Here is a 22,473-nt window from a genome sequence, read left to right as displayed (position 1 = left end):
CGATGAACAGTATCCTGGATGTCTCACGTCGCCGTTTTCTCAAGGGCAGTGCTTTGTTGGGGGGCGGGCTGGTGGTGGCGTTCGTCATCCCCGGCGCCCATCGTTTCGCCGTGGGCGCGGAGAATGAGGGCAACATTTTTGCACCCAATGCTTTCCTGCGCATTGGCAACGACAACAGCGTCACCATACTGCTCGGCCATTCGGAAATGGGCCAGGGCATCTGGACCGGCCTGACCATGTTGATCGCCGAGGAGCTGGACGCCGACTGGACGACCATTCGCGTCGAGCATTCACCGGCCTCGGCCGCTGATTACGGTTTGGCTGGGTTTGGTGGCATGCAGATCACTGGCGGCTCGACGTCGACCTGGATGGAGTTTGACCGCTACCGGCAGGCCGGTGCAGCGGCGCGTTTGATGCTGATCCAAGCGGCGGCCAAGCGCTTCGACGTTGCGCCTTCGCAGATCCGTACCGAGTCGGGTGTGGTCATTGCCGGTGACAAGCGCGCCACCTACGGCGAACTGGCCGACGACGCCGGCAAGTTGCCGGTGCCGGATCCGGCCTCCATCAAATTAAAAGAGGCCAAGGACTGGAAGGTCATCGGCAAACCCACCAAGCGCCTGGACACGCCGGAGAAAATCACGGGGCGGGCCACGTTCGGCATGGACGTGCAGTTCGACGGCTTGATGACCGCCATGGTCGCCCGCTCGCCGGTGTTCGGCGGCAGCGTCAAATCCTTCGAAGGCTCGGAAGCGCTGGCGGTACCGGGCGTGCATAAAGTGGTGCAGGTGCCCACGGGCGTGGCGGTAATTGCCGATCATTACTGGGCTGCGAAGCTGGGGCGCGATGCGCTGAAAGTCGACTGGGACCTGGGGCCGAACACCGGGCTCGACAGTCAGAAACTGTTGGAGAGCTTTCGCAAGCTGGCCGCCACGCCCGGCATTTCGGCGAGCAAGGCGGGCGATGCAACGGCCGCACTCGGCAACGCCACGAAGAAGATCGACGTTGAATACAGCGTGCCGTACCTGGCCCATGCGCCGATGGAGCCGCTCAATTGCACCGTGAAAATCTCCAAGGACAAGTGCGAAATCTGGACCGGTACGCAGTTTCAGACACTGGATCAAATGATCGCGGGCAAGATCACCGGGCTAAAACCCGAACAGGTGGACATCCACACCGAATTCCTCGGTGGCGGCTTCGGTCGCCGGGCCAATCCGACCTCGGATTTTGTCGCCGAAGCCGTGCAGGTTGCCATAGCTGCGGGCGCGCCGGTGAAAACCGTGTGGTCGCGCGAGGACGACATTCGCGGCGGTTACTACCGCTCGATGTTCCTGCATCAGGCCAATATCGGCCTGGATGCCGGCGGTATGCCGATTGCCTGGAAACACGTGATGGTCGGGCAGTCGATCATGGACGGTACTGCGTTTGCGGCGACCATGGTCAAGGATGGGGTCGACAAGACTTCGGTGGAAGGTGTCGCCGACAGCCCTTATCTGGAAGACCTGGCCAATCACCAGGTGGAGTTGCACTCGCCGAAAACCGGTATCAGCGTGTTGTGGCTGCGTTCGGTCGGGCACAGCCACACAGCGTTCGTCATGGAATCGTTGATCGATGAGCTGGCCGAGGCGGCCGGCAAGGATCCGGTGGAATACCGACGAATCTTGCTCAAGAACCATCCAAGACACTTGGGTGTGCTCAATCTGGCGGTCGAAAAAGCCAACTGGACCGCGCCGTTGCCGGACGGCCACGCCTTGGGTGTCGCGGTGCATGAGTCGTTCGGCAGCTACGTGGCGCACGTCGCCGAAGTGTCCCAGGATAACCTGAAAATCCGTGTGCACCGGGTGGTGTGCGCGGTGGACTGCGGGATTGCGGTCAACCCGATGAGCATCGCGGCGCAAATGGAATCCTGCATCACCTTCGGCCTCGGCTTCGCCTTGCACAGCAAACTGACCTTTAAGGACGGACAGGTGGTGCAATCCAATTACCACGATTATCAGGTGTTGCGGCTCAACGAAATGCCGGTGGTGGAGGTGCATATCGTGCCCAGTACCGAACGGTCCGGCGGCATCGGTGAGGCCGGCGTTCCACCCACCGCACCGGCCGTCGCCAACGCAGTGTTTGCCCTGACCGGGCAGCGCTTGCGCGAGCTGCCGCTGCAACTGTCGGGGGTGTGACATGAAACGACATCTGATGTTGGGCGCGGTGCTGTTGATTGGTCTGGCGGGCTACGCCGAGGACCTGTTTGCGGACGACAAGGAAGCGATCAAGGCATTCGATACGGTGCAGAAAGTCTTTCAAAGTCCGCGTTGCCAGAACTGCCACATTCCGGGGGATTCGCCGTTGCAGTTCGATGCCGGAACCCCGCATGCCATGAACGTGGTGCGCGGGATGGACGGCAAGGGCGCGGCCGGACTGCCCTGTGCAACCTGTCACGCCGAGACCAATCCGCCGGCCAGTTACGGGCCGCATGCGCCACCGGGAGCGCCACACTGGAGCCTGCCGCCCGCGTCGCACAAGATGGCCTGGATCGGCCTGCCGGCGGACAAACTGTGCGCGATGATCAAGGACCGCGCCAGCAATGGCGACCGCGATTTCGCTGCACTGATCAAACACGTCAGCGAGGACAAACTGGTGCTATGGGGCTGGAATCCCGGTGAGGGCAGGGCGCCGGTGCCGGTGCCACACGACATTTTTGTCACGCAATTCAAGCTGTGGGCCGAGGCGGGTGGCCCTTGTCCGGTGCTGGGTAGCTGACCGGCGGTCCGTTAACAGGGAGTCAATGCAGGCATGGCCGACTCTAAAGACCATACCCGCCACTGGAGTGAGTCATGTTGATCCCAGGCAAACCGGTGAAAAACGGCGTTCGCGCTGATCCATTGCGTTCGCCACAACAGGAACGTCAATTACTGCGCGACCTGGCTCACAAGGCTGAGCAAGAGCTGATGGGCGTGCAGATGGCAAGCATGGATGAGTTGACGCTGCTGCCAAACCGTCACGGTTTCACCGTATTGGCCCAACAGGGGCTGGACGCCTGCCAGCAATTGGATAAACCGACGACGCTGTTGCTTCTCAAGCTCGATGAGCTCAAGCACATCAACTATCTGTATGGCCGCGCCGAGGGCGACCGTGCGCTGAAAACCTTCGCGGATGTGCTGCGAATCGCGTTTCGCGAAAGCGATGTGATCGGCCGGCTCGGCAGCGACAAATTCGTTGCCTTGCTGCTGGGTTCAAGCGTTGTGGATATCGCCGCTATCCGGGCGCGACTAGAAGAAATACTCGCTGAGCGTAACGCCACGGTGCATCGCCGTTCTGACCTGCACTTCAGTCTCGGTCAGATCGAATGTGACCCGCAGTTGCATCAGTCCGCGGAAGAACTGCTGACGGTGGTCGATGAGGCCATGCGCGCTGGAAAAACGCTGTCGATTCAGGGGTAAGTGACACCTTGCAAGTCAGCTGTTACGTGCTCGGCGGTACGCAACAAGTGACCATCGTCTCTGAACCGTCCGATCAGCTGTCACCTGATCGGTAGACGACCGTCGGTGCGATTCAAGGGCAGATTGATCTGCGGCCAGCCAAACGCTCCCCAGAACTTGATGAAGTCTGACGGTCCGGTGTTTTCAAGGCCGACAGGCGCGACCATCCCGCAAGAGGCGCCGAGCATGGCGTCGAAGGGTTGGCAATGCCGGTTTGAAGGCAAAGAGGCCGCAGTAGGACGCCGGCTTGAGCAATGAGCCAGCGGTCTGGGTGCCCAGCGCCAACGCAAAGCGTGGGGTACTCAGCGGTGTCGAAGATGTCCTTGATGCCCACGGGCACGCCGGCCAGCAGCCCTTGACCCTTGTTCTGCGCGGCATCGGCGCGTACCTGTCGAGTGTCGAACGAGACGAAGGCCTGGATATCCGGTTCCTGCGCAAGAATGCGTTCGATCATCGATTCTGCGATGGCCAGAGGAGTTGTCTCACCGTTGATCACCGACTCGCTGCGACGTGTGGCGTCCGGGACAGGGCGGATCATTTGGCAAACAACTGACTGATGTCCTTGAACGCCTTGAACTCCAGCGCATTCCCGCAAGGATCGAAGAGGAACATGGTGGCTTGTTCGCCCACCAGGCCCTGAAAGCGAATGCCCGGTTCGATCACGAACGCCGTGCCCCGCGCGGTCAGTCGCTGCGCCAGCGTTTCCCATTCATTCATGCTCAAGACCACGCCGAAATGCGGCACCGGCACGTTATGGCCGTCCACGGCATTGGTGTGCGCGGCTTCCTGGGAGACGTTTTTCGGCGCGAGGTGAATCACCAGTTGATGGCCGAAAAAGTTGAAATCGACCCAGTGATCGCTGGAGCGGCCTTCTTCCAGGCCAAACACCTCGCCATAGAAATTTCGTGCGGTGGTCAGGTCATACACCGGGATTGCCAAGTGGAAAGGGGACAATTGCATCGATCAAGCCTCGGATGGTCGTTGTGTGATGCTGAGTTTAGCGCTGTGCTTTTTGATTAAAGGACGATAGTTTTTGCGTCGAGCTCAAATTATTTCGATCAATCAGGGGCGATCATGCTGCGCGAACTCAAGACGTTCATTGCCGTGACGCGGTACGGCACCTTTGCGGCGGCCGGAATGCACATCGGTCTCACGCAGTCGGCGGTCAGCGCTCAAATGCGCAATCTGGAGCAGACGTTGGGTATCCGGTTGTTCGACCGCACCGGGCGCCAGGCAATTCTCAATGCCGCGGGGCAACGGGCGTTGCCGATGGCCAGAGAGATGCTGGACACGTTCAGCCGCATGGCAGTCAGTGATGACGTCAGCGAGTATCGCGGCGAGTTGAAGATTGGTGCTGTGGCCACGGCTCAGACCGGGTTGTTGCCGCAGACGTTGTTGCGGTTGAGGCAGCAGGCACCGTTGCTGGAGCCGAAACTGGTGCCGGGCGTGTCGCTGAATCTGTTGAGTCAGGTGGACACCGGTGAGGTAGACCTGGCCATTTTGATCAAGCCGCCGTTTGAGCTGCCCAAGGAGTTGTCGGCGCAGGTGATTCGCCGGGAGCCGTTCGTGCTGATCGTTCCGATGGACCTTGAGGGCGATGACCCATTACACATCCTCGCCAGTCATCCGCATGTGCGCTATGACCGCAACTCGTTCGGCGGACGTCTGGTGACGCGGTTTCTGCGTGAACAGCAGATTGACGTTAACGTGGCGCTGGAGCTGGATGAACTGGAAGCCATTGTGAAAATGGTTGAATGCGGGTTGGGCGTGTCGCTGCTGCCGGAAGCAGGGTTGTGGCTGGAGTATGGGGCGAAGGTCAGGATCATCGCGTTGAGTGAGTTGACGTTTTATCGGGAGATCGTGTTGTTACAGCGTTATAGCCAGCGCGCGCAGCCGATCCAGCAACTGTTCGCCCAGTGCCTAAACACAAATCCCCTGTAGGGGTGAGCCTGCTCGCGACAGCGGCCTTACATTCAAAACAGATGTCGACTGATACACCGCTATTGCGAGCAGGCTCACTCCTGCGGGGGATCGCATTGGTTTCTGGAATCGCAGGCATAAAAAACCCGCCAGATCGGCGGGTTTTTTATTGGCTAGCTGAAGATCACTCTTCCAGGCTACCCATCGCAGTGGTGTTGAAACCACCGTCCACGTACATGATTTCGCCGCTGATGCCGGATGCCAGGTCCGAGCACAGGAAGGCGCCGGCATTGCCGACTTCGTCGATGGTGACGTTGCGACGCAGCGGGGTTTGCGCTTCGTTGGCAGCCAGCATCTTGCGGAAGTTCTTGATGCCGGAAGCGGCGAGGGTGCGGATCGGGCCAGCCGATACGCAGTTGACGCGGGTGCCGTCCGGGCCTAGGGAACCGGCCAGGTAACGTACGCCAGCTTCCAGCGAGGCCTTGGCCATGCCCATGACGTTGTAGTTCGGCATGGTGCGCTCGGCGCCCAGGTACGACAGGGTCAGCAGGCTGCCGTTGCGGCCTTTCATCATTTCGCGGCCGGCTTTGGCCAGGGCCACGAAGCTGTAGGCGCTGATGTCGTGAGCGATGCGGAAACCTTCACGGGTGGTGGCTTCGGTGAAGTCGCCGTCCAGTTGGTCGCCCGGGGCGAAGCCGACGGAGTGCACGATGCAATCCAGGCCGTCCCACTTCTTGCCCAGTTCAACGAAGACCTTGGCGATTTCTTCATCGCTGGCCACGTCGCACGGGAAGCACAGGTCAGGGTTGGAACCCCAGCTCTGGGCGAACTCTTCGACACGACCCTTGAGTTTGTCGTTCTGATAAGTGAAGGCAAGCTCAGCGCCCTCGCGATGCATGGCGGCAGCGATGCCGGATGCGATGGACAGCTTGCTGGCGACACCGACGATCAGTACGCGCTTACCGGCGAGAAAACCCATGTGTTGCTCCTCTCTTTCAGGTTATTACGCAGTGGCTGGTGCCAGGAAAGCGGCTTCCAGCAACTGCTGTGTATACGGATGTTGGGGGGCGGCAAAGATACTTTGCGCGTCTCCCTGTTCGACCACTTGGCCATGCTTGACCACCATCAGCTGGTGGCTCAGCGCTTTGACGACAGCCAGGTCATGGCTGATAAACAAATACGTCAGGTTGTACTTGGTTTGCAGTGAACGCAGCAGCTCCACCACTTGGCGTTGGACGGTGCGGTCGAGGGCCGACGTCGGCTCGTCCAGCAAAATCAACGCCGGTTTTAGCACTAATGCCCGGGCAATGGCGATTCTCTGCCGTTGCCCGCCGGAAAATTCGTGGGGGTAGCGGTGCCGGGTTTCCGGATCCAGACCTACCTCCTTCAATGCCTCAATAATCGCCTGTTCCTGTTCCGCCTCGGTGCCCATCTTGTGGATCCGCAGGCCTTCGCCAACGATCTGGCTTACACACATCCGCGGGCTCAGGCTGCCAAACGGGTCCTGAAACACCACCTGCATCTCGCGGCGCAACGGTCGAACTTCGTTCTGCGTCAGGCAGTCTAGCTGCTTGCCTTCAAAACGGATCGCGCCTTTGCTAGCGATCAACCGCAAAATCGCCAGGCCGAGCGTCGATTTGCCTGAACCGCTTTCACCCACGATCCCCAAGGTCTGCCCCTGAGGCAGGCTGAAATTGATCCCGTCCACCGCTTTGATGTGGTCAACGGTCTTTTTCAGCAGGCCTTTCTTGATCGGGAACCAGACTTTCAAGTCCTCGACTTGCAGCAATGGCGGCCCGACTGCATTGGTCGCCGGCGTGCCGCTGGGCTCCGCTGCCAGCAGTAACCGAGTGTACGGATGCTGCGGCGCGCGGAACAACTCTTCGCACGATGCCTGTTCGACGATGCAACCGCGCTGCATGACACATACGCGATGCGCAATTCTTCGCACGAGGTTCAAATCGTGGCTGATCAGCAGCAGCGCCATGCCCAGACGGGCCTGTAATTCCTTGAGCAATTCGAGGATTTTCAGCTGAACGGTCACATCCAGCGCGGTGGTCGGCTCGTCGGCGATCAGCAATTCCGGTTCATTGGCCAGGGCCATGGCGATCATCACCCGCTGGCGCTGGCCACCGGACAATTCGTGGGGCAGAGCTTTCAGGCGCTTTTCCGGCTCGGGAATCCCGACCATTTCCAGCAGTTCCAGCGTGCGCTTGGTCGCCACTTTGCCGATCAGGCCTTTGTGGATGCCCAGCACCTCGTTGATCTGCTTTTCGATGGAGTGCAGCGGGTTCAGCGAAGTCATCGGCTCCTGGAAGATCATCGCGATCCGGTTGCCGCGGATGTGGCGGATCGTCTTCTCTCCCATGTTCAGCAGGTTGTGCCCGGCGTACTCGATGGTGCCGGTCGGGTGCCGGGCGATCGGGTAGGGCAGCAGCCGCAGGATCGAGTGGGCCGTGACCGATTTGCCGGAACCGCTTTCACCAACCAGTGCCAGGGTTTCGCCGCGGCGGATATCAAAGCTCACGCCTTCGACCACGCGCTGAGCACGCTCGCCGATACCAAACTCGACGGACAGGTCGCGCACTTCGATCAGATTGTCCTGATTCATTTCACTTCCTCGGGTCGAAGGCATCGCGAGCGGACTCGCCGATAAACACCAGCAAACTCAACATCAATGCCAGCACCGCAAACGCGCTGATGCCGAGCCATGGGGCTTGCAGGTTGGATTTGCCCTGGGCCACCAGCTCCCCCAGCGACGGTGCGCCGGGCGGCAAACCGAAGCCGAGGAAATCCAGCGCGGTCAGGGTGCCGATGGCGCCGGTCAGGATGAACGGCATGAACGTCATGGTCGAGACCATGGCGTTGGGCAGGATGTGGCGGAACATGATCGCGCCGTTCTGCATCCCCAGCGCCCGCGCCGCGCGCACGTATTCGAGGTTGCGCCCGCGCAGGAACTCGGCGCGCACCACATCCACCAGGCTCATCCACGAAAACAGCAGCATGATCCCCAACAGCCACCAGAAGTTCGGCTGCACAAAGCTGGCGAGGATGATCAGCAGGTACAGCACCGGCAACCCGGACCAGATTTCCAGGAAACGCTGCCCGGCCAGGTCCACCCAGCCGCCGTAAAAGCCCTGCAAGGCCCCGGCAATCACGCCGATGATCGAACTGAGAATGGTCAGGGTCAGGGCGAACAGCACCGAAATGCGGAAACCGTAGATCACCCGCGCCAACACATCGCGCCCCTGATCGTCGGTGCCCAGCAGGTTATCCGTCGACGGCGGCGCCGGGGCCGGGACTTTCAGGTCGTAGTTGATGCTTTGGTAGCTGAACGGAATCGGCGCCCACAGCACCCAGGCATCCTTGGCCTTGAGCAGTTCGCGGATGTACGGGCTCTTGTAGTTGGCTTCCAGCGGGAACTCGCCGCCGAAGGTGGTTTCCGGGTAGCGCTTGAGCGCCGGAAAGTACCAGCTGTTGTCGTAATGCACCACCAGCGGTTTGTCGTTGGCGATCAGCTCGGCGCCAAGGCTCAGGCCGAACAGCAGCAGAAACAGCCACAGCGACCACCAGCCACGCTTGTTGGCCTTGAACAGTTCGAAGCGCCGTCGATTGAGCGGGGACAGGTTCATCTCAATGCTCCCGGCTTTCGAAGTCGATGCGCGGATCGACAAAGGTGTAGGTGAGGTCGCCGATCAGTTTCACCACCAGACCGAGCAAGGTGAAGATAAACAGCGTGCCAAACACCACCGGGTAATCGCGATTGATCGCCGCTTCAAAACTCATCAGGCCGAGGCCGTCGAGGGAGAAAATCACTTCCACCAGCAACGAGCCAGTGAAGAAAATCCCGATGAATGCCGACGGGAATCCGGCGATCACCAGCAACATGGCGTTGCGGAATACATGGCCGTACAGCACGCGGTGGCGGGTCAGACCCTTGGCCTTGGCGGTGACCACGTACTGCTTGTTGATCTCGTCGAGGAAGCTGTTTTTGGTCAGCAGGGTCATGGTCGCGAAGTTGCCGATCACCAGCGCCGTCACGGGCAAGGCCAGGTGCCAGAAGTAGTCGAGGATCTTGCCGCCCATGCTCAGTTCGGCAAAATTATTCGAGGTCAGCCCACGCAACGGGAACCAGTCGAAATAGCTGCCGCCGGCGAACACCACGATCAGCAGGATCGCAAACAGGAACGCCGGGATCGCGTAGCCGACGATGATCGCCGAACTGGTCCAGACATCGAAATGGCTGCCGTGCCGCGTCGCCTTGGCGATCCCCAGCGGGATCGACACCAGGTACATGATCAGCGTGCTCCACAACCCGAGGGAGATCGAAACCGGCATCTTTTCCTTGATCAGGTCGATCACCTTGGCATCGCGAAAGAAGCTGTCGCCGAAGTCCAGCGACGCATAGTTCTTGACCATGATCCACAAGCGTTCCGGCGCCGATTTGTCGAAGCCGTACATGTGCTCGATTTCTTTTACCAATGCGGGGTCCAGGCCCTGGGCGCCGCGATAGGCGGAACCGGCCACCGACACTTCGGCACCGCCACCGGCAATGCGGCTGGTGGCGCCTTCAAAGCCTTCGAGCTTGGCGATCATCTGCTCCACCGGCCCGCCGGGCGCAGCCTGGATGATCACGAAGTTGATCAGCAAGATGCCGAACAAGGTCGGAATGATCAGCAGCAGTCGCCGAAAAATATACGCCAGCATCTGATTACTCCGTGCCCGCAGGGTCGGCTTGCAGTTTGGTTTCGACTTCTATCGCCGGTGTCGCGTCTGGCTTGACCCACCAGGTGTTGATGCCGATATCGTACTTGGGGGAGATTTTCGGATGACCGATGTGGTTCCAGTACGCCACGCGCCACGTCTTGATGTGCCAGTTGGGGATCACGTAATAACCCCATTGCAGCACGCGGTCCAGTGCGCGGGCATGGGCCACCAGACTTTTGCGTGAATCGGCGTTGATCAGTTGCTCGACCAATTGGTCCACCACCGGGTCCTTGAGGCCCATGGAGTTGCGGCTGCCGGGTTTGTCAGCGGCGGCCGACATCCAGAATTCACGCTGTTCGTTGCCGGGTGAACTGGACTGCGGGAAGCTGCCGACGATCATGTCGAAGTCCCGTGAGCGCACGCGGTTGATGTACTGCGAGACGTCGACGCGGCGGATCACCAGGTCGATCCCGAGGTCGCTGAGGTTGCGCTTGAACGGCAGCAGCACGCGCTCGAATTCGGTCTGGGCCAGCAGGAACTCGATGGTCACCGGTTTGCCGGTGGCGTCGACCATTTTGTCGTCGACGATCCGCCAGCCGGCCTCTTGCAGCAGGTGATAGGCCTGGCGCTGGTGGTCGCGAATCATGCCGCTGCCGTCAGTCGTCGGGTTCTCGAAGGCTTCGCTGAACACTTGCTCGGGGATCTTGCCGCGAAACGGATCGAGGATCGCCAGTTGATCGGCATCCGGCAGGCCGGTGGCGGCCATTTCCGAGTTCTCGAAATAGCTGCGGGTGCGCGCGTAGGCGCTGTTGAACAACTGTTTGTTGGTCCATTCAAAGTCCAGCAACAAGGTCAGGGCCTGGCGCACGCGCACGTCCTGGAACAGCGGGCGACGCAGGTTGAACACGAAACCCTGCATGCCGGTGGGGTTGCCGTTGGGGATCTGTTCCTTGATCAGCCGGCCTTCGGTAACGGCCGGAACGTTGTAGGCGTTGGCCCAGTTCTTCGCAGTCATCTCCAGCCAGTAATCGAACTGCCCGGCCTTGAGTGCTTCGAGCGCCACGGTGTTGTCGCGGTAGTAATCGGTGGTCATCACATCGAAGTTGTAGAACCCGCGATTGACCGGCAAGTCTTTGCCCCAGTAGTCCTTGACCCGCTCATAGCGAATCGAGCGTCCGGCCTTCACTTCGCTGACTTTGTAAGGACCGCTGCCCAAAGGCATTTCCAGGTTGCCCTTGTTGAAATCGCGGTTGGCCCACCAGTGTTTGGGCAATACCGGCAACTGGCCGAGGATCAGCGGCAGCTCTCGGTTGTTGGAGTGCTTGAACTTGAACAGCACAGTGAGCGGGTCTTCGGCGACCGCTTCCTCGACGTCGTTGTAGTAACCGCGATACAGCGGGGCGCCGTCCTTGGTCAGCATCTGGAAGCTGAACACCACGTCTTCTGCGCGAATCGGATGGCCGTCGTGGAAGCGCGCTTCAGGGCGCAGGTAGAAACGCACCCAACTGTTGTCCGGGGCTTTCTCGATCTTGCCGGCCACCAGGCCATATTCGGTGAACGGTTCGTCCAGACCTTGCCGGGCGAGGGTGTCGTAGATCATGCCGATATCGTCGGCCGGCACGCCCTTGCTGATAAACGGGTTGAGGCTGTCGAAGCCACCGAAACCGGCCTGGCGAAAGATCCCGCCCTTGGGCGCATCCGGGTTCACGTAATCGAAATGCTTGAAGTCTGCCGGGTACTTTGGCGGCTCGTTATAAAGGGTCACCGCGTGTTGCGGGGCGGCGCAGGCCAGCCCGGCGAACAGCAGACCGCTGGCCTGCAACAGCAGGGTGCGTACGGGTTTCATTGATCTTTCTCCGAAGACTTCAGCCACCACGCGCTCAGGCCCAGGGTATAGGGCGGCGTGGTCACAAAGGCGAACCGGCTGCGGTAGGCCAGGCGATGATAATTGAGGTACCAGTTGGGAATGATGTAGTGCTGCCACAGCAGCACGCGGTCAAGGGCTTTGCCGGCGGCGACTTGTTCGTCGCGGCTCTGGGCGGCGAGCAGTTGTTCGAGCAAGTGATCGACCACCGGATTGGCGATGCCGGCGTAGTTTTTACTGCCCTTGACCCCGACCTGGCTGGAATGGAAATACTGCCACTGCTCCAGACCCGGGCTGAGGGTCTGGTTGAGGGTCATCAGAATCATGTCGAAGTCGAACTGATCGAGACGCTGTTTGTACTGGGCGCGGTCAACGGTGCGCAGCCGCGCGTCGATGCCAATGCTCGTGAGGTTTTCGACGTAGGGCTGGAGGATGCGCTCCAGGTTCGGATTGACCAGCAGGATCTCGAATTGCAGGGGTTGCCCGACGGCATTCTGCAACCGTTGGCCATTGAGCTTCCAGCCGGCCTCAGCGAGCAGCCCGAGGGCTTTGCGCAGGGTTTCCCGGGGGATGCCGCGGCCGTCGGTGCGTGGCAGGCTGAACGGCTCGGTGAAGAGCTTGGCGGGCATCTGCTCGCGATAGGGCTTGAGCATCAGCCATTCGTGACCGACCGGGAGCCCGGTGGCTTCGAACTCACTGTTGGGGTAATAACTCATGGCGCGTTTGTAGGCACCGCTGAACAGTGTGCGGTTGGTCCACTCGAAATCAAACATCAGCCCCAGGGCTTCGCGGACTTTGGTCTCGGCGAAGGTCGGGCGTCGGGTGTTCATGAACAGGCCCTGACTCTGGGTCGGGATCTGATGCGGGATCTGCGCCTTGATCACGTCGCCGCGGCGTACTGCCGGGAAGTTGTAGCCGTTGTCCCAGTTCTTCGCCTGATGCTCGATGTAAACGTCGAACTCGCCGGCCTTGAACGCTTCGAAGGCGACGTCGCTGTCGCGGTAGAACTCGACTTCCATGCGATCGAAGTTGTACTTGCCGCGATTGACCGCCAGGTCCTTGCCCCAGTAATCCTTGACCCGTTCGAAAACGATCTGCCGTCCGGGCGTTACTGATGTGATGCGATACGGCCCGCTGCCCAGGGGCGGCTCGAAGGTGGTCGCCTTGAAATCGCGACCTTTCCAGTAGTGCTGTGACATGACCGGTAATTCGCCCAGGCGCAGGATCTGCAATGGGTTGCCGGCGCGCTTGAACACAAAACGAATGCGCTGCGGGTTAAGAATGTCGACCCGCGCGACTTCCTGAAGGCTGGTGCGGTACTGCGGATGCCCCTCCTTGAGCAACAAGCGGTAGGAGAACGCGACGTCGTAAGCGGTGATCGGCGAACCGTCGTGGAACCGCGCTTCGGGCCGCAGGTTGAACACCACCCAACTGCGGTCCTCGCTGTATTCCACCGATTGCGCGATCAGGCCATAACTGGAGGTCGGCTCGTCGCCGGACGGTGCGTACTGGCCGGTGCCGACCATCAGTGGCTCATTGAGCTCGTTGATGCCGTACTGCAGGAAGTTGGGGGTGGAAACCGGGCTTGAGCCCTTGAAGGTATAAGGATTGAGCGTATCGAAGGTGCCAAACGCCATCACCCGCAACGTACCGCCCTTGGGCGCTTGCGGGTTGACCCAGTCGAAGTGGGTAAATCGGGCCGGGTACTTGAGCGTGCCGAACTGCGCATAACCGTGGCTTTCGCTGATCGTCGCGCTTGCGGGGGAGCTGAAGGCCAGGCTGATCAGGAGCAGGAGGAGGGGACGCTTCAAGTCAGAGATCCGATCCAGGCGGCTTGGGCATTGTGGCCCGTACAGTAACAGCTTGTATCGACAGGAAAAAGACGGGGGGTTAATGCAGGGTTAATTGAACTTGCGGGCCCTTGTAGCGGAAGGCTTCGCCAGCTGCTACAGGGAATAGTGAAAACCTTCAGGCGAAAAAAAGCCCCTGAATTCAGGGGCTCTTTTAGCGTGGCGAAGACACTACCAGCATCTGCCCAGGCTTCAACGCCTGGCCGACGCGCGGGTTCCAGCGCTTGAGGTGCTGCATCTCGACGTTGAAGCGCTTGGCGACGATGTACAGCGAATCGCCTTGCTGGACCTTGTATTGGGTCTGCGGCTTCTTTTTGTCGGCTTTGCTGTTGGCGGCGACGACCGTGTTGACGCGACCGTTGCTGCGCTTGGTCGTGTCCTGCATCACCAGGGTCTGGCCCGTCTTGAGGTGCTTGCCCGTCAACTTGTTCCAGCGTTGCAAGTCTTCGACGTCGACTTTATTGGCCTTGGCGATAGTGCCTAGATTGTCGCCGCGTTTGACCCGGTAAGTGGTGCGCTTGACGCTGGCGAGTTGAACATCGTCTGCGCCTTCGAAGACCGGTTTGCGAGGCTTCTTGCTGATCAGTTCTTCCGGACGCATGGTCGACAGGCTGGTGGTCAGCAACTGCGCCTTGGACGTTGGCACCAGCAAGTGCTGGGGACCATCGAGAGTGGTGCGCTGTTTGAACGCCGGATTGAGCTGGAACAGTTCGTCTTCGTCGATGTTGGCAACCTCGGCGACCTTGGACAGGTCCATGCGCTGGTTGATTTCGACGACCTGGAAGTACGGTTCGTTGGCGATCGGGCTGAGGTTCACACCATAGGCTTCGGGCGATAGGACCACTTGCGACAAGGCCAGCAGCTTCGGCACGTAAGCCTGGGTTTCGGCTGGCAGCGGCAGGTTCCAGTAGTCGGTCGGCAGGCCGAGCCTTTCGTTGCGCTCGATGGCCCGGCTGACGGTGCCTTCACCGGCGTTGTAGGCGGCAAGGGCGAGCAGCCAGTCCCCGTTGAACATGTCGTGCAGGCGGGTCAGGTAATCCATGGCCGCGGTGGTCGAGGCGGTAATGTCGCGTCGGCCATCATAGGCACGGGTCTGGCGCAGGTTGTAGTAACGCCCGGTGGACGGGATGAACTGCCAGAGACCCACCGCGTCGGCTCGGGAATAGGCCATCGGGTTGTAGGCGCTTTCAATCACCGGCAGCAGCGCCAGTTCCAGCGGCATGTTGCGTTCTTCAAGGCGTTCGATGATGTAGTGAATGTACAGGCTGCCGCGCTCGCCGGCGTTTTCAAGGAAGGACGGGTTACTGGCGAACCACAGTCGCTGTTGCTCGATACGCGGGTTGACGCCCAGGCCGTCCTGCAACTGGAAGCCCTGGCGCATGCGCTCCCAGACGTCCTGCGGTACTTGCGGCGAGGGTTTTTCGCTGAGCCAGATCGGTTTCTGTTTGGCGCGAGCGGCAATATTCGGGGTATGGGCCGCGTCGGTCTGCGGCACATGGCTGGAACAGCCCGCCAGAGTGGCGGACACAGCCACCGCGATGGCTTGAGCCAAGCGGGTCAATGCGTCTGAATTGATGGCTTTACGAATAGATGACGACATTGGCTGGAAGTAAGTTCCGGGCAAAAATGTCGGCCGATTCTAGAAAGGGTACCCCCTGCGGTCAACCATTCAGAATTTTCATTGCAATAGGATGACGGCTTAGAACGTATCCTTCCAAGCCCGCAACGCAGCAAAGACCGCACTCGGAGCCCGGTTATCGGGGCCATTCCGTTCGTCCACTTTTTCTTTAACAGATGTTTCATCAACCCGTAAAAACGGGTTGGTGAGCTTTTCCAGGGCCAGGGTCGACGGCAGGGTCATGATCCCGGCCTGGCGTTGTTGGGTCACTATGGCGAGGCGCTCGGCGGTGTCGGAGTTTTCTGGCTCGACCGCTGCGGCAAACTTGAGGTTGCTCAGGGTGTATTCGTGGGTGCAATACACCAGCGTGTCTTCGGGCAATGCAGCCAGGCGTGTCAGCGAGGTGTGCATCTGTTCCGGCGTGCCTTCGAACAAACGGCCACAACCGGCGGCAAACAGGGTGTCACCGCAGAACAGCAAACCATGGTGGTAGTAGGCAATGTGCCCCAGGGTATGGCCGGGGACGGCGTACACGTCGAAGTCCCAGCCGAGCACGCTGATCCGGTCGTTGTCCTTGAGCGCGACGTCCCGTGCCGGGATGGATTCGCTGGCGGGGCCGTAGACTGTTGCGTCTGTCGCTTTTTTCAGCTGCTCGACGCCGCCGACGTGGTCATGGTGGTGATGAGTGATCAGAATATCGTTCAATACCCAACCCGGATGCGCCGCAAGCCAGGCCTGCACGGGCGCGGCATCGCCCGGATCGACCACGGCGCAGCGCTGGGTGCGGTGGTCTTGTAACAACCAGATGTAGTTGTCGGTGAAGGCGGGCAGGGCACTGATCTGTATCATCGTCGGATTCGCCAAGCGGAAAACAATGGCGCATCTTAGAACTTCCTGGCGCGTTGGAGAATGCAATGACCGATAAAGCGTTCGCTCAGGCTGATCCCGAGTGGCTGACATTGATCAGCGCGGCCCGTGAATGGCTGTCCGGCCCCATCGGGCAATTTTTGCTGGACGAAGAACGACGCATGCTCGAAGACGAGTTGGGGCGTTTCTTCGGCGGTTACCTGGTGCATTACGGTCCGTCGGCCCAGACACCACCGTCTGCTCCGCAAGTGCAGCGCAATGTGCGCCTCGGTGCGCCGTTGCCCGGTGTCGAGATCGTGTGTGAAGAGCAAGCCTGGCCGTTGAGCGAGCACGCGGCCGACGTCGTGGTGTTGCAGCATGGGCTGGATTTCTGCCTGTCGCCCCACGGTTTGCTGCGCGAAGCGGCGAGCAGCGTGCGGCCCGGCGGGCATTTGCTGATCATCGGCATCAATCCCTGGAGCACTTGGGGCCTGCGCCATGTGTTCGCCCATGACGCGATGCGCAAGGCGCGCTGTATCTCGCCGTCACGCGTTGCCGACTGGCTGAACCTGCTGGGTTTCGCGCTGGAGAAACGCCGCTTCGGGTGCTATCGTCCGCCGCTTGCGTCACCGGCCTGGCAAGCTCGTCTGGCCGGTTGGGAGCGCAAGGCCGGTGACTGGCAACTGTCGGGCGGCGGCTTCTATTTATTGGTGGCGCGCAAGATTGTCGTGGGTTTGCGTCCATTGCGTCAGGAACGACGCGAACCGATGGGCAAGCTGATTCCCTTGCCGATGGCCAAGGTCAATCGCCGTCGCATCGACCCGTAATACCTTTTATTTTTCCGGCCGGGTCAGTCCCGGCCTCGGGCATCGTCGATCACGAATCGGCGAGCCACCGCATTTTCTGGATAGATTGGCATGAGCGATAGCGTAGAACTCTTCACTGACGGCGCCTGCAAAGGCAACCCGGGCCCTGGCGGCTGGGGCGCACTGCTGGTGTGCAAAGGCGTTGAAAAGGAACTGTGGGGCGGCGAAGCCAATACCACCAACAACCGCATGGAGTTGATGGGCGCGATTCGTGGCCTCGAAGAGCTCAAGCGCTCCTGCGACGTGCTGCTGGTGACCGACTCACAGTACGTGATGAAAGGCATCAACGAATGGATGGACAACTGGAAGAAGCGCGGCTGGAAAACAGCGGCAAAAGAGCCGGTTAAAAATGCTGATTTGTGGAAGCTGCTGGATGAGCAGGTCAATCGCCACAACGTCACCTGGAAATGGGTGCGTGGGCATATCGGTCACCATGGTAACGAGCGGGCTGACCAGTTGGCCAACCGGGGCGTGGATGAAGTGCGCGGCTACAAACAGGCATAAATCACACATTGATCGTTCCCTGTAGGAGCGAGCTTGCTCGCGACAGGCAAAACGCGGTGTCTCTGAAAGACCCGGGCGAGCGTGTTAATATCGCCGCTTTTGCACGATTGACCCGTTGAGAGCTGAGCACTGATGGCCACCAGATCCGTTGTACTCGATACCGAAACCACCGGCATGCCGGTGACCGACGGCCACCGGATTATCGAAATCGGTTGTGTCGAGTTGATCGGTCGGCGCCTGACCGGTCGGCATTTTCACGTTTACCTGCAGCCGGATCGCGAGAGTGACGAAGGCGCCATTGGCGTCCACGGCATCACCAATGAGTTCCTGGTGGGCAAGCCGCGTTTCACTGAAGTGGCCGATGAGTTTTTCGAGTTCATCAAAGGCGCGCAGCTGATCATCCATAACGCGGCGTTCGATGTTGGATTCATCAACAACGAATTCGCCCTGATGGGCCAGCACGAGCGTGCGGACATCACGCAACACTGCTCGATCCTCGATACCCTGATGATGGCCCGGGAGCGTCACCCTGGGCAGCGCAACAGCCTCGACGCCTTGTGCAAGCGGTATGGCGTCGACAACTCGGGCCGTGAACTGCACGGCGCGTTGCTCGACTCCGAGATCCTTGCCGACGTTTACCTGACCATGACCGGTGGCCAGACCAGCCTGTCGCTGGCCGGTAATGCGTCAGACGGTAATGGTTCCGGCGAAGGCGCGGACAACTCCGCTACCGAAATCCGCCGCTTGCCAGCCGACCGCCCACGTGCCCGAATCATCCGCGCCAGCGAAGATGACCTGGCCCAGCATGTCGCACGCCTTGAAGCCATCGCGAAAGCCGCCGGTGCCCCGTCACTGTGGCAGCAACTGGCGGACGCCAAGGCCCAGGCCTGATTCTTCAGGTCGTGTTTGGGCTGCCGGTGACCCAGTTTGGGGCATCGCCACTCGCCACATCCGCCTCAACCCTCTACCCTGAGGATATTGGCAGGCCACGGTCTGCCGCCTCAGGACACTGAGCCCCATGTATAAAGATTTGAAATTCCCGGTCCTGATTGTCCACCGCGATATCAAGGCCGACACCGTCGCCGGTGATCGCGTGCGGGGCATCGCCCGGGAGCTGGAGCAGGAAGGCTTCAGCATCGTTTCGGCGGTGGATTACGCCGAAGGGCGGCTGGTCGCGTCGACCCATCACGGCCTTTCCTGCATGTTGATTGCCGCCGAAGACCCTGGTACGCACTCGCATTTGTTGCAAAACATGGCCGAGCTGATTGGCCTGGCGCGAGTGCGGGCGCCGGACCTTCCGATCTTTGCTCTCGGCGAGCAAGTGACGTTGGAAAACGCGCCGGCCGATGCCATGGCCGAGCTCAATCAACTGCGCGGGATTCTTTACCTGTTCGAAGACACCGTGCCGTTCCTGGCCCGGCAAGTGGCCCGGGCTGCGCGCAAGTACCTGGACGGTTTGTTGCCACCGTTTTTCAAGGCGCTGGTGCAACACACCGCCGACTCCAATTATTCCTGGCACACCCCGGGCCACGGCGGTGGCGTGGCATATCACAAGAGCCCGGTAGGGCAAGCGTTTCACCAGTTTTTCGGGGAAAACACCCTGCGTTCGGATTTATCGGTGTCGGTGCCCGAATTGGGCTCTCTACTCGATCACACCGGTCCGCTGGCCGAGGCGGAAGCCCGCGCCGCGCGCAATTTCGGCGCCGATCACACCTTTTTCGTGATCAATGGCACCTCGACCGCCAATAAAATCGTCTGGCATTCCATGGTTGCGCGCGATGACCTGGTGCTGGTGGATCGCAACTGCCACAAGTCAGTGTTGCATTCGATCATCATGACCGGCGCGATCCCGTTGTACTTGTGCCCGGAACGCAATGAACTGGGGATCATCGGCCCGATTCCATTGAGCGAATTCAGCCGCGAATCAATCCAGGCCAAAATCGACGCCAGCCCGCTGACCCAGGGCCGAGCGCCCAAGGTCAAGCTGGCGGTAATCACCAATTCGACCTACGACGGCCTCTGCTACAACGCCGAGTTGATCAAGCAGAACCTGGGCAACAGCGTCGAGGTGCTGCATTTCGACGAGGCCTGGTACGCCTACGCGGCGTTTCACGAGTTCTTCGCCGGACGCTACGGCATGGGCACCTCGCGCAGTGAAGACGGCCCGCTGGTGTTCAGCACGCACTCTACGCACAAGTTGCTGGCCGCATTCAGCCAGGCCTCGATGATTCATGTCCAGGACGGTGGGGCGCGGCAACTGGACCGCGACCGTTTCAACGAAGCGTTCATGATGCACATCTCCACCTCGCCGCAGTACAGCATCATTGCCTCGCTGGACGTGGCCTCGGCAATGATGGAAGGGCCGGCCGGGCGTTCGCTGTTGCAGGAGATGTTCGACGAGGCCCTGAGCTTTCGTCGCGCCCTGGCTAACCTGCGGCAGCACATCGCGGCGGATGACTGGTGGTTTTCCATCTGGCAGCCGCCGTCGGTGGAAGGCATTGATCGCGTGGTCACCGAAGACTGGCTGCTGCAACCCGATGCCGACTGGCACGGCTTTGGCGGGGTCACCGACGATTACGTGTTGCTCGACCCGATCAAGGTCACCCTGGTCATGCCCGGCCTGACGGCGGGCGGTGCGCTGAGCGAGCGCGGTATTCCGGCGGCGGTGGTCAGCAAATTCCTTTGGGAGCGCGGGCTGGTGGTCGAGAAGACCGGGCTGTATTCGTTCCTGGTGTTGTTCTCCATGGGCATCACCAAAGGCAAATGGAGCACGCTGTTGACCGAGTTGCTGGAGTTCAAGCGCAGCTACGACGCCAACGTCAGCCTGGCTACCTGCCTGCCCTGTGTGGCGCAACAGAGTGTCGGGCGGTATCAAGGCATGGGCTTGCGCGATTTATGCGATCAATTGCACGCCTGTTATCGCAGCAATGCCACGGCTAAACACCTCAAGCGCATGTACACGGTGCTGCCGGAAATCGTCATGAAGCCCGCTGACGCCTATGATCATCTGGTCAGGGGCGAGGTGGAGGCGGTGTCGATCGATGCCCTGGACGGGCGGATCGCTGCGGTGATGCTGGTTCCGTATCCGCCAGGCATTCCGCTGATCATGCCGGGTGAGCGGTTCACCGAGTCGACCCGGTCAATCATCGACTATCTTTCATTTGCACGGACGTTTGATAGCAGTTTCCCAGGATTCGTCGTCGATGTGCACGGATTGCAACACGAGGACGAGGGCAATGGACGGCACTACACCGTCGATTGCATCAAGGAATGAGGACCTTTCCCAGTATGCAACCTGTCATTAATCCCAAGTACCCCGGCCTGTCGGTGCGTGTCGCCGATGACGGCTTTGCGGCCTACATCTGGGGCAGTGATTTCAGCTTTGAAGTCGCCGCCTATGGTGCTGCCGAAATCGGCAAACCGGTCGATCAGTGGTTGATTACGCCGATCGCCCCTTATCGAAAGTGCTACGGCATCGACCCGGAAGAGTTCAGCAGCTTTCGCGATGCTGCTGACAGTGCAATTTTCATGGCGTACCTCGACGATGAGCCGGTCGGTCATCTGGTGGTCAGCACCAACTGGAACGGCTTTGCCCATATCGACGAGCTGGCGGTGCATGCCCCGGCCCGGCATCACGGAGTGGCCAAAGCCTTGCTGGACGTGGCTCAGTTCTGGAGTCGCAAGAAAAAACTGCCGGGCATCATGCTCGAAACCCAAAACAACAACCTCGGCGCCTGCCGGCTCTATGAGCGTTGTGGTTACGTGATTGGCGGGATGGATCATTTGCGCTATCGCGGGATCGATCCGAACACCGCCGAAGTGGCGTTGTTCTGGTATCGCTTGTTCGATAATGCGCTGGAACACTCGATCAGTTCGCCAGCATCACCGCGGCTTGTTCCGTGACGATGTCCAGCAGGATCTGAATGGCGGCGGCTGGTTCGCCGTTTTTCAGAGTCAGGGCGTAGACGCTGACTGGCACCGCCGGGGCCAGCGGACACACATCCAGCCCACCGGTTTTGGCGCCCAGGGCCGTAAACGGGTCGACAATCGCCAGGCCTTCACCGGCCTCGACCATGCTGCGCATCATCTGATGCGTCTGCACCCGGATATGCACGACCGGGGCCGGGCGCAACGCCTGCAATTTGTTTTCCAGGGCACGGCTCAGCGGATCGTGGCCTTCGAGGCCGACCATCGACTGGCCCGCCAGATCCTGCAATGAAATGTATTTCTGCTTGGGTTGCAGCCAGCCATGGGGTGCCAGCAGCTGGAGCTTGCCTTGGGCAATCACCTGGCAATGGATGTCGGCGTGATCGGGATCGTGCAGGCTCAATCCTAAATCGCTTTCGCGCAACAACAGGGATTTTATGATTTCGCGGGTCGATTGGCTCAGCAGGCTGCAAGGCGCATCGGGCAGGCGACGACGCAGCGTGGCGATGCTCCAGGGCAGTAATTGTTGGGCGAGTGGCGGGGTGCAGATGATGCGCAGGGGCGGTGCCTGATACTGCTTGAGGCTGGCGGCCAGGCGTTGGACGGGCTCCAGCGCTTCGTAGATGTGGGCGATTTGTGCCTCTAGCTCCCGCGCTTCGCGGGTCGCCTGCAAGCGCCCACGCACACTGGAGAACAGCATGAAACCCAATTGACCCTCGGCCTCGCGCAAAATGCCTTCAACCTCGGTCACGGGCAACTGCAGCCATTCGGCGGCGGTGCCCAGGTGACCGGTCTGCACAAGCGCGTGGATCACTTCGATATGGCGTAAACGCATGCGTGAAGTCCATGTTCAGCAGGTGAGGGAATCAATGGCTGAATCCTAACTCAAGTGCGCGCATAT

20 protein-coding genes are annotated in these 22,473 nt (G+C 60.3%); 9 read left to right on the top strand and 11 right to left on the bottom strand.

Annotated features, from left to right (window positions below):
* Positions 1-2: 2 nt before the first annotated feature.
* From J2X66_RS12910 to J2X66_RS12900, 3 genes are all read left to right on the top strand, one after another.
* Positions 3-2,171: a xanthine dehydrogenase family protein molybdopterin-binding subunit gene (locus tag J2X66_RS12910; protein ID WP_310264815.1), complete on the top strand. Its 2,169-nt coding sequence runs from the start codon at positions 3-5 to the stop codon at positions 2,169-2,171.
* Position 2,172: 1 nt separating this feature from the next.
* A complete protein-coding gene (locus J2X66_RS12905; protein WP_310264813.1) occupies positions 2,173-2,751 on the top strand; it encodes a hypothetical protein in 579 nt (192 codons plus the stop codon).
* A gap of 74 nt (positions 2,752-2,825) precedes the next feature.
* A complete protein-coding gene (locus J2X66_RS12900; protein ID WP_310264811.1) occupies positions 2,826-3,431 on the top strand; it encodes a GGDEF domain-containing protein in 606 nt (201 codons plus the stop codon).
* 112 nt (positions 3,432-3,543) lie between these two features.
* Here the strand turns inward: J2X66_RS12900 and J2X66_RS12895 are convergent, their stop codons facing one another.
* Positions 3,544-4,008 carry an amidase family protein gene (locus J2X66_RS12895; RefSeq protein WP_405046771.1) on the bottom strand — a complete coding sequence of 155 codons (465 nt, stop codon included), beginning with the start codon at positions 4,006-4,008 and terminating at the stop codon, positions 3,544-3,546.
* Positions 4,005-4,430: a VOC family protein gene (locus J2X66_RS12890; protein WP_310264808.1), complete on the bottom strand. Its 426-nt coding sequence runs from the start codon at positions 4,428-4,430 to the stop codon at positions 4,005-4,007. The genes J2X66_RS12895 and J2X66_RS12890 overlap by 4 nt, the downstream gene beginning before the upstream one ends.
* Positions 4,431-4,544: 114 nt before the next feature.
* Between J2X66_RS12890 and J2X66_RS12885 the strand changes: the two genes are divergently transcribed.
* Positions 4,545-5,411 carry a LysR family transcriptional regulator gene (locus J2X66_RS12885; RefSeq protein WP_310264805.1) on the top strand — a complete coding sequence of 289 codons (867 nt, stop codon included), beginning with the start codon at positions 4,545-4,547 and terminating at the stop codon, positions 5,409-5,411.
* Between the two features lie 163 nt (positions 5,412-5,574).
* Here J2X66_RS12885 and fabI read toward each other — a convergent pair whose 3' ends face one another.
* The 8 genes from fabI to gloB all read right to left on the bottom strand — a co-directional run bounded on the left by fabI (position 5,575) and on the right by gloB (position 16,278).
* Positions 5,575-6,369 carry an enoyl-ACP reductase FabI gene (gene fabI, locus J2X66_RS12880; protein ID WP_008152082.1) on the bottom strand — a complete coding sequence of 265 codons (795 nt, stop codon included), beginning with the start codon at positions 6,367-6,369 and terminating at the stop codon, positions 5,575-5,577.
* 24 nt (positions 6,370-6,393) lie between these two features.
* Positions 6,394-8,001 carry an ABC transporter ATP-binding protein gene (locus J2X66_RS12875; RefSeq protein ID WP_310264802.1) on the bottom strand — a complete coding sequence of 536 codons (1,608 nt, stop codon included), beginning with the start codon at positions 7,999-8,001 and terminating at the stop codon, positions 6,394-6,396.
* Position 8,002: 1 nt separating this feature from the next.
* A complete protein-coding gene (locus J2X66_RS12870; RefSeq protein ID WP_310264801.1) occupies positions 8,003-9,022 on the bottom strand; it encodes an ABC transporter permease in 1,020 nt (339 codons plus the stop codon).
* Between the two features lies 1 nt (position 9,023).
* A complete protein-coding gene (locus J2X66_RS12865) occupies positions 9,024-10,097 on the bottom strand; it encodes a microcin C ABC transporter permease YejB (RefSeq protein WP_027923384.1) in 1,074 nt (357 codons plus the stop codon).
* Positions 10,098-10,101: 4 nt separating this feature from the next.
* Positions 10,102-11,943, bottom strand: coding sequence for an extracellular solute-binding protein (locus J2X66_RS12860; RefSeq protein ID WP_310264798.1), 1,842 nt, complete (start codon positions 11,941-11,943; stop codon positions 10,102-10,104).
* Positions 11,940-13,772, bottom strand: a complete 1,833-nt coding sequence (locus tag J2X66_RS12855; RefSeq protein ID WP_310264796.1) for an extracellular solute-binding protein — start codon at positions 13,770-13,772, stop codon at positions 11,940-11,942. Before J2X66_RS12855 ends, J2X66_RS12860 begins: the two co-directional genes overlap by 4 nt.
* 193 nt (positions 13,773-13,965) lie before the next feature.
* Positions 13,966-15,411 (bottom strand): transglycosylase SLT domain-containing protein, encoded by a 1,446-nt coding sequence (locus J2X66_RS12850; RefSeq protein WP_059180962.1) that lies wholly within the window; start codon positions 15,409-15,411, stop codon positions 13,966-13,968.
* 99 nt (positions 15,412-15,510) lie between these two features.
* Positions 15,511-16,278, bottom strand: coding sequence for a hydroxyacylglutathione hydrolase (gloB, locus tag J2X66_RS12845; protein WP_310264793.1), 768 nt, complete (start codon positions 16,276-16,278; stop codon positions 15,511-15,513).
* A 65-nt stretch (positions 16,279-16,343) separates the two neighbouring features.
* On the opposite strand from gloB, the gene J2X66_RS12840 reads away from it, so the two are divergent.
* The 5 genes from J2X66_RS12840 to J2X66_RS12820 all read left to right on the top strand — a co-directional run bounded on the left by J2X66_RS12840 (position 16,344) and on the right by J2X66_RS12820 (position 21,548).
* On the top strand, positions 16,344-17,102 hold the full coding sequence (locus tag J2X66_RS12840) for a methyltransferase domain-containing protein (RefSeq protein WP_150780211.1): 759 nt from the start codon (positions 16,344-16,346) through the stop codon (positions 17,100-17,102).
* A 90-nt stretch (positions 17,103-17,192) separates the two neighbouring features.
* Positions 17,193-17,645: a ribonuclease HI gene (gene rnhA, locus J2X66_RS12835; protein WP_008028618.1), complete on the top strand. Its 453-nt coding sequence runs from the start codon at positions 17,193-17,195 to the stop codon at positions 17,643-17,645.
* A 132-nt stretch (positions 17,646-17,777) separates the two neighbouring features.
* Positions 17,778-18,536 (top strand): DNA polymerase III subunit epsilon, encoded by a 759-nt coding sequence (dnaQ, locus tag J2X66_RS12830; RefSeq protein WP_027923390.1) that lies wholly within the window; start codon positions 17,778-17,780, stop codon positions 18,534-18,536.
* 127 nt (positions 18,537-18,663) lie between these two features.
* Positions 18,664-20,919, top strand: coding sequence for an Orn/Lys/Arg decarboxylase N-terminal domain-containing protein (locus J2X66_RS12825; protein WP_310264784.1), 2,256 nt, complete (start codon positions 18,664-18,666; stop codon positions 20,917-20,919).
* Between the two features lie 14 nt (positions 20,920-20,933).
* The gene (locus J2X66_RS12820) at positions 20,934-21,548 is read left to right on the top strand and encodes a GNAT family N-acetyltransferase (RefSeq protein WP_310264782.1); all 615 of its coding nucleotides are present in this window, start codon (positions 20,934-20,936) and stop codon (positions 21,546-21,548) included.
* On the opposite strand, the gene J2X66_RS12815 is transcribed toward J2X66_RS12820, so the two are convergent.
* Positions 21,514-22,407 carry a LysR family transcriptional regulator gene (locus J2X66_RS12815; RefSeq protein WP_310264780.1) on the bottom strand — a complete coding sequence of 298 codons (894 nt, stop codon included), beginning with the start codon at positions 22,405-22,407 and terminating at the stop codon, positions 21,514-21,516. The genes J2X66_RS12820 and J2X66_RS12815 overlap by 35 nt on opposite strands.
* Between the last annotated feature and the right edge of the window lie 66 nt (positions 22,408-22,473).

This window comes from Pseudomonas sp. 3296 (assembly GCF_031456615.1).
In the GTDB taxonomy this organism is placed as follows: domain Bacteria; phylum Pseudomonadota; class Gammaproteobacteria; order Pseudomonadales; family Pseudomonadaceae; genus Aquipseudomonas; species Aquipseudomonas mucoides.
The sequence above is the reverse complement of the archived record's forward strand: the minus strand, read 5'-3'. Positions and strand labels throughout refer to the sequence as shown.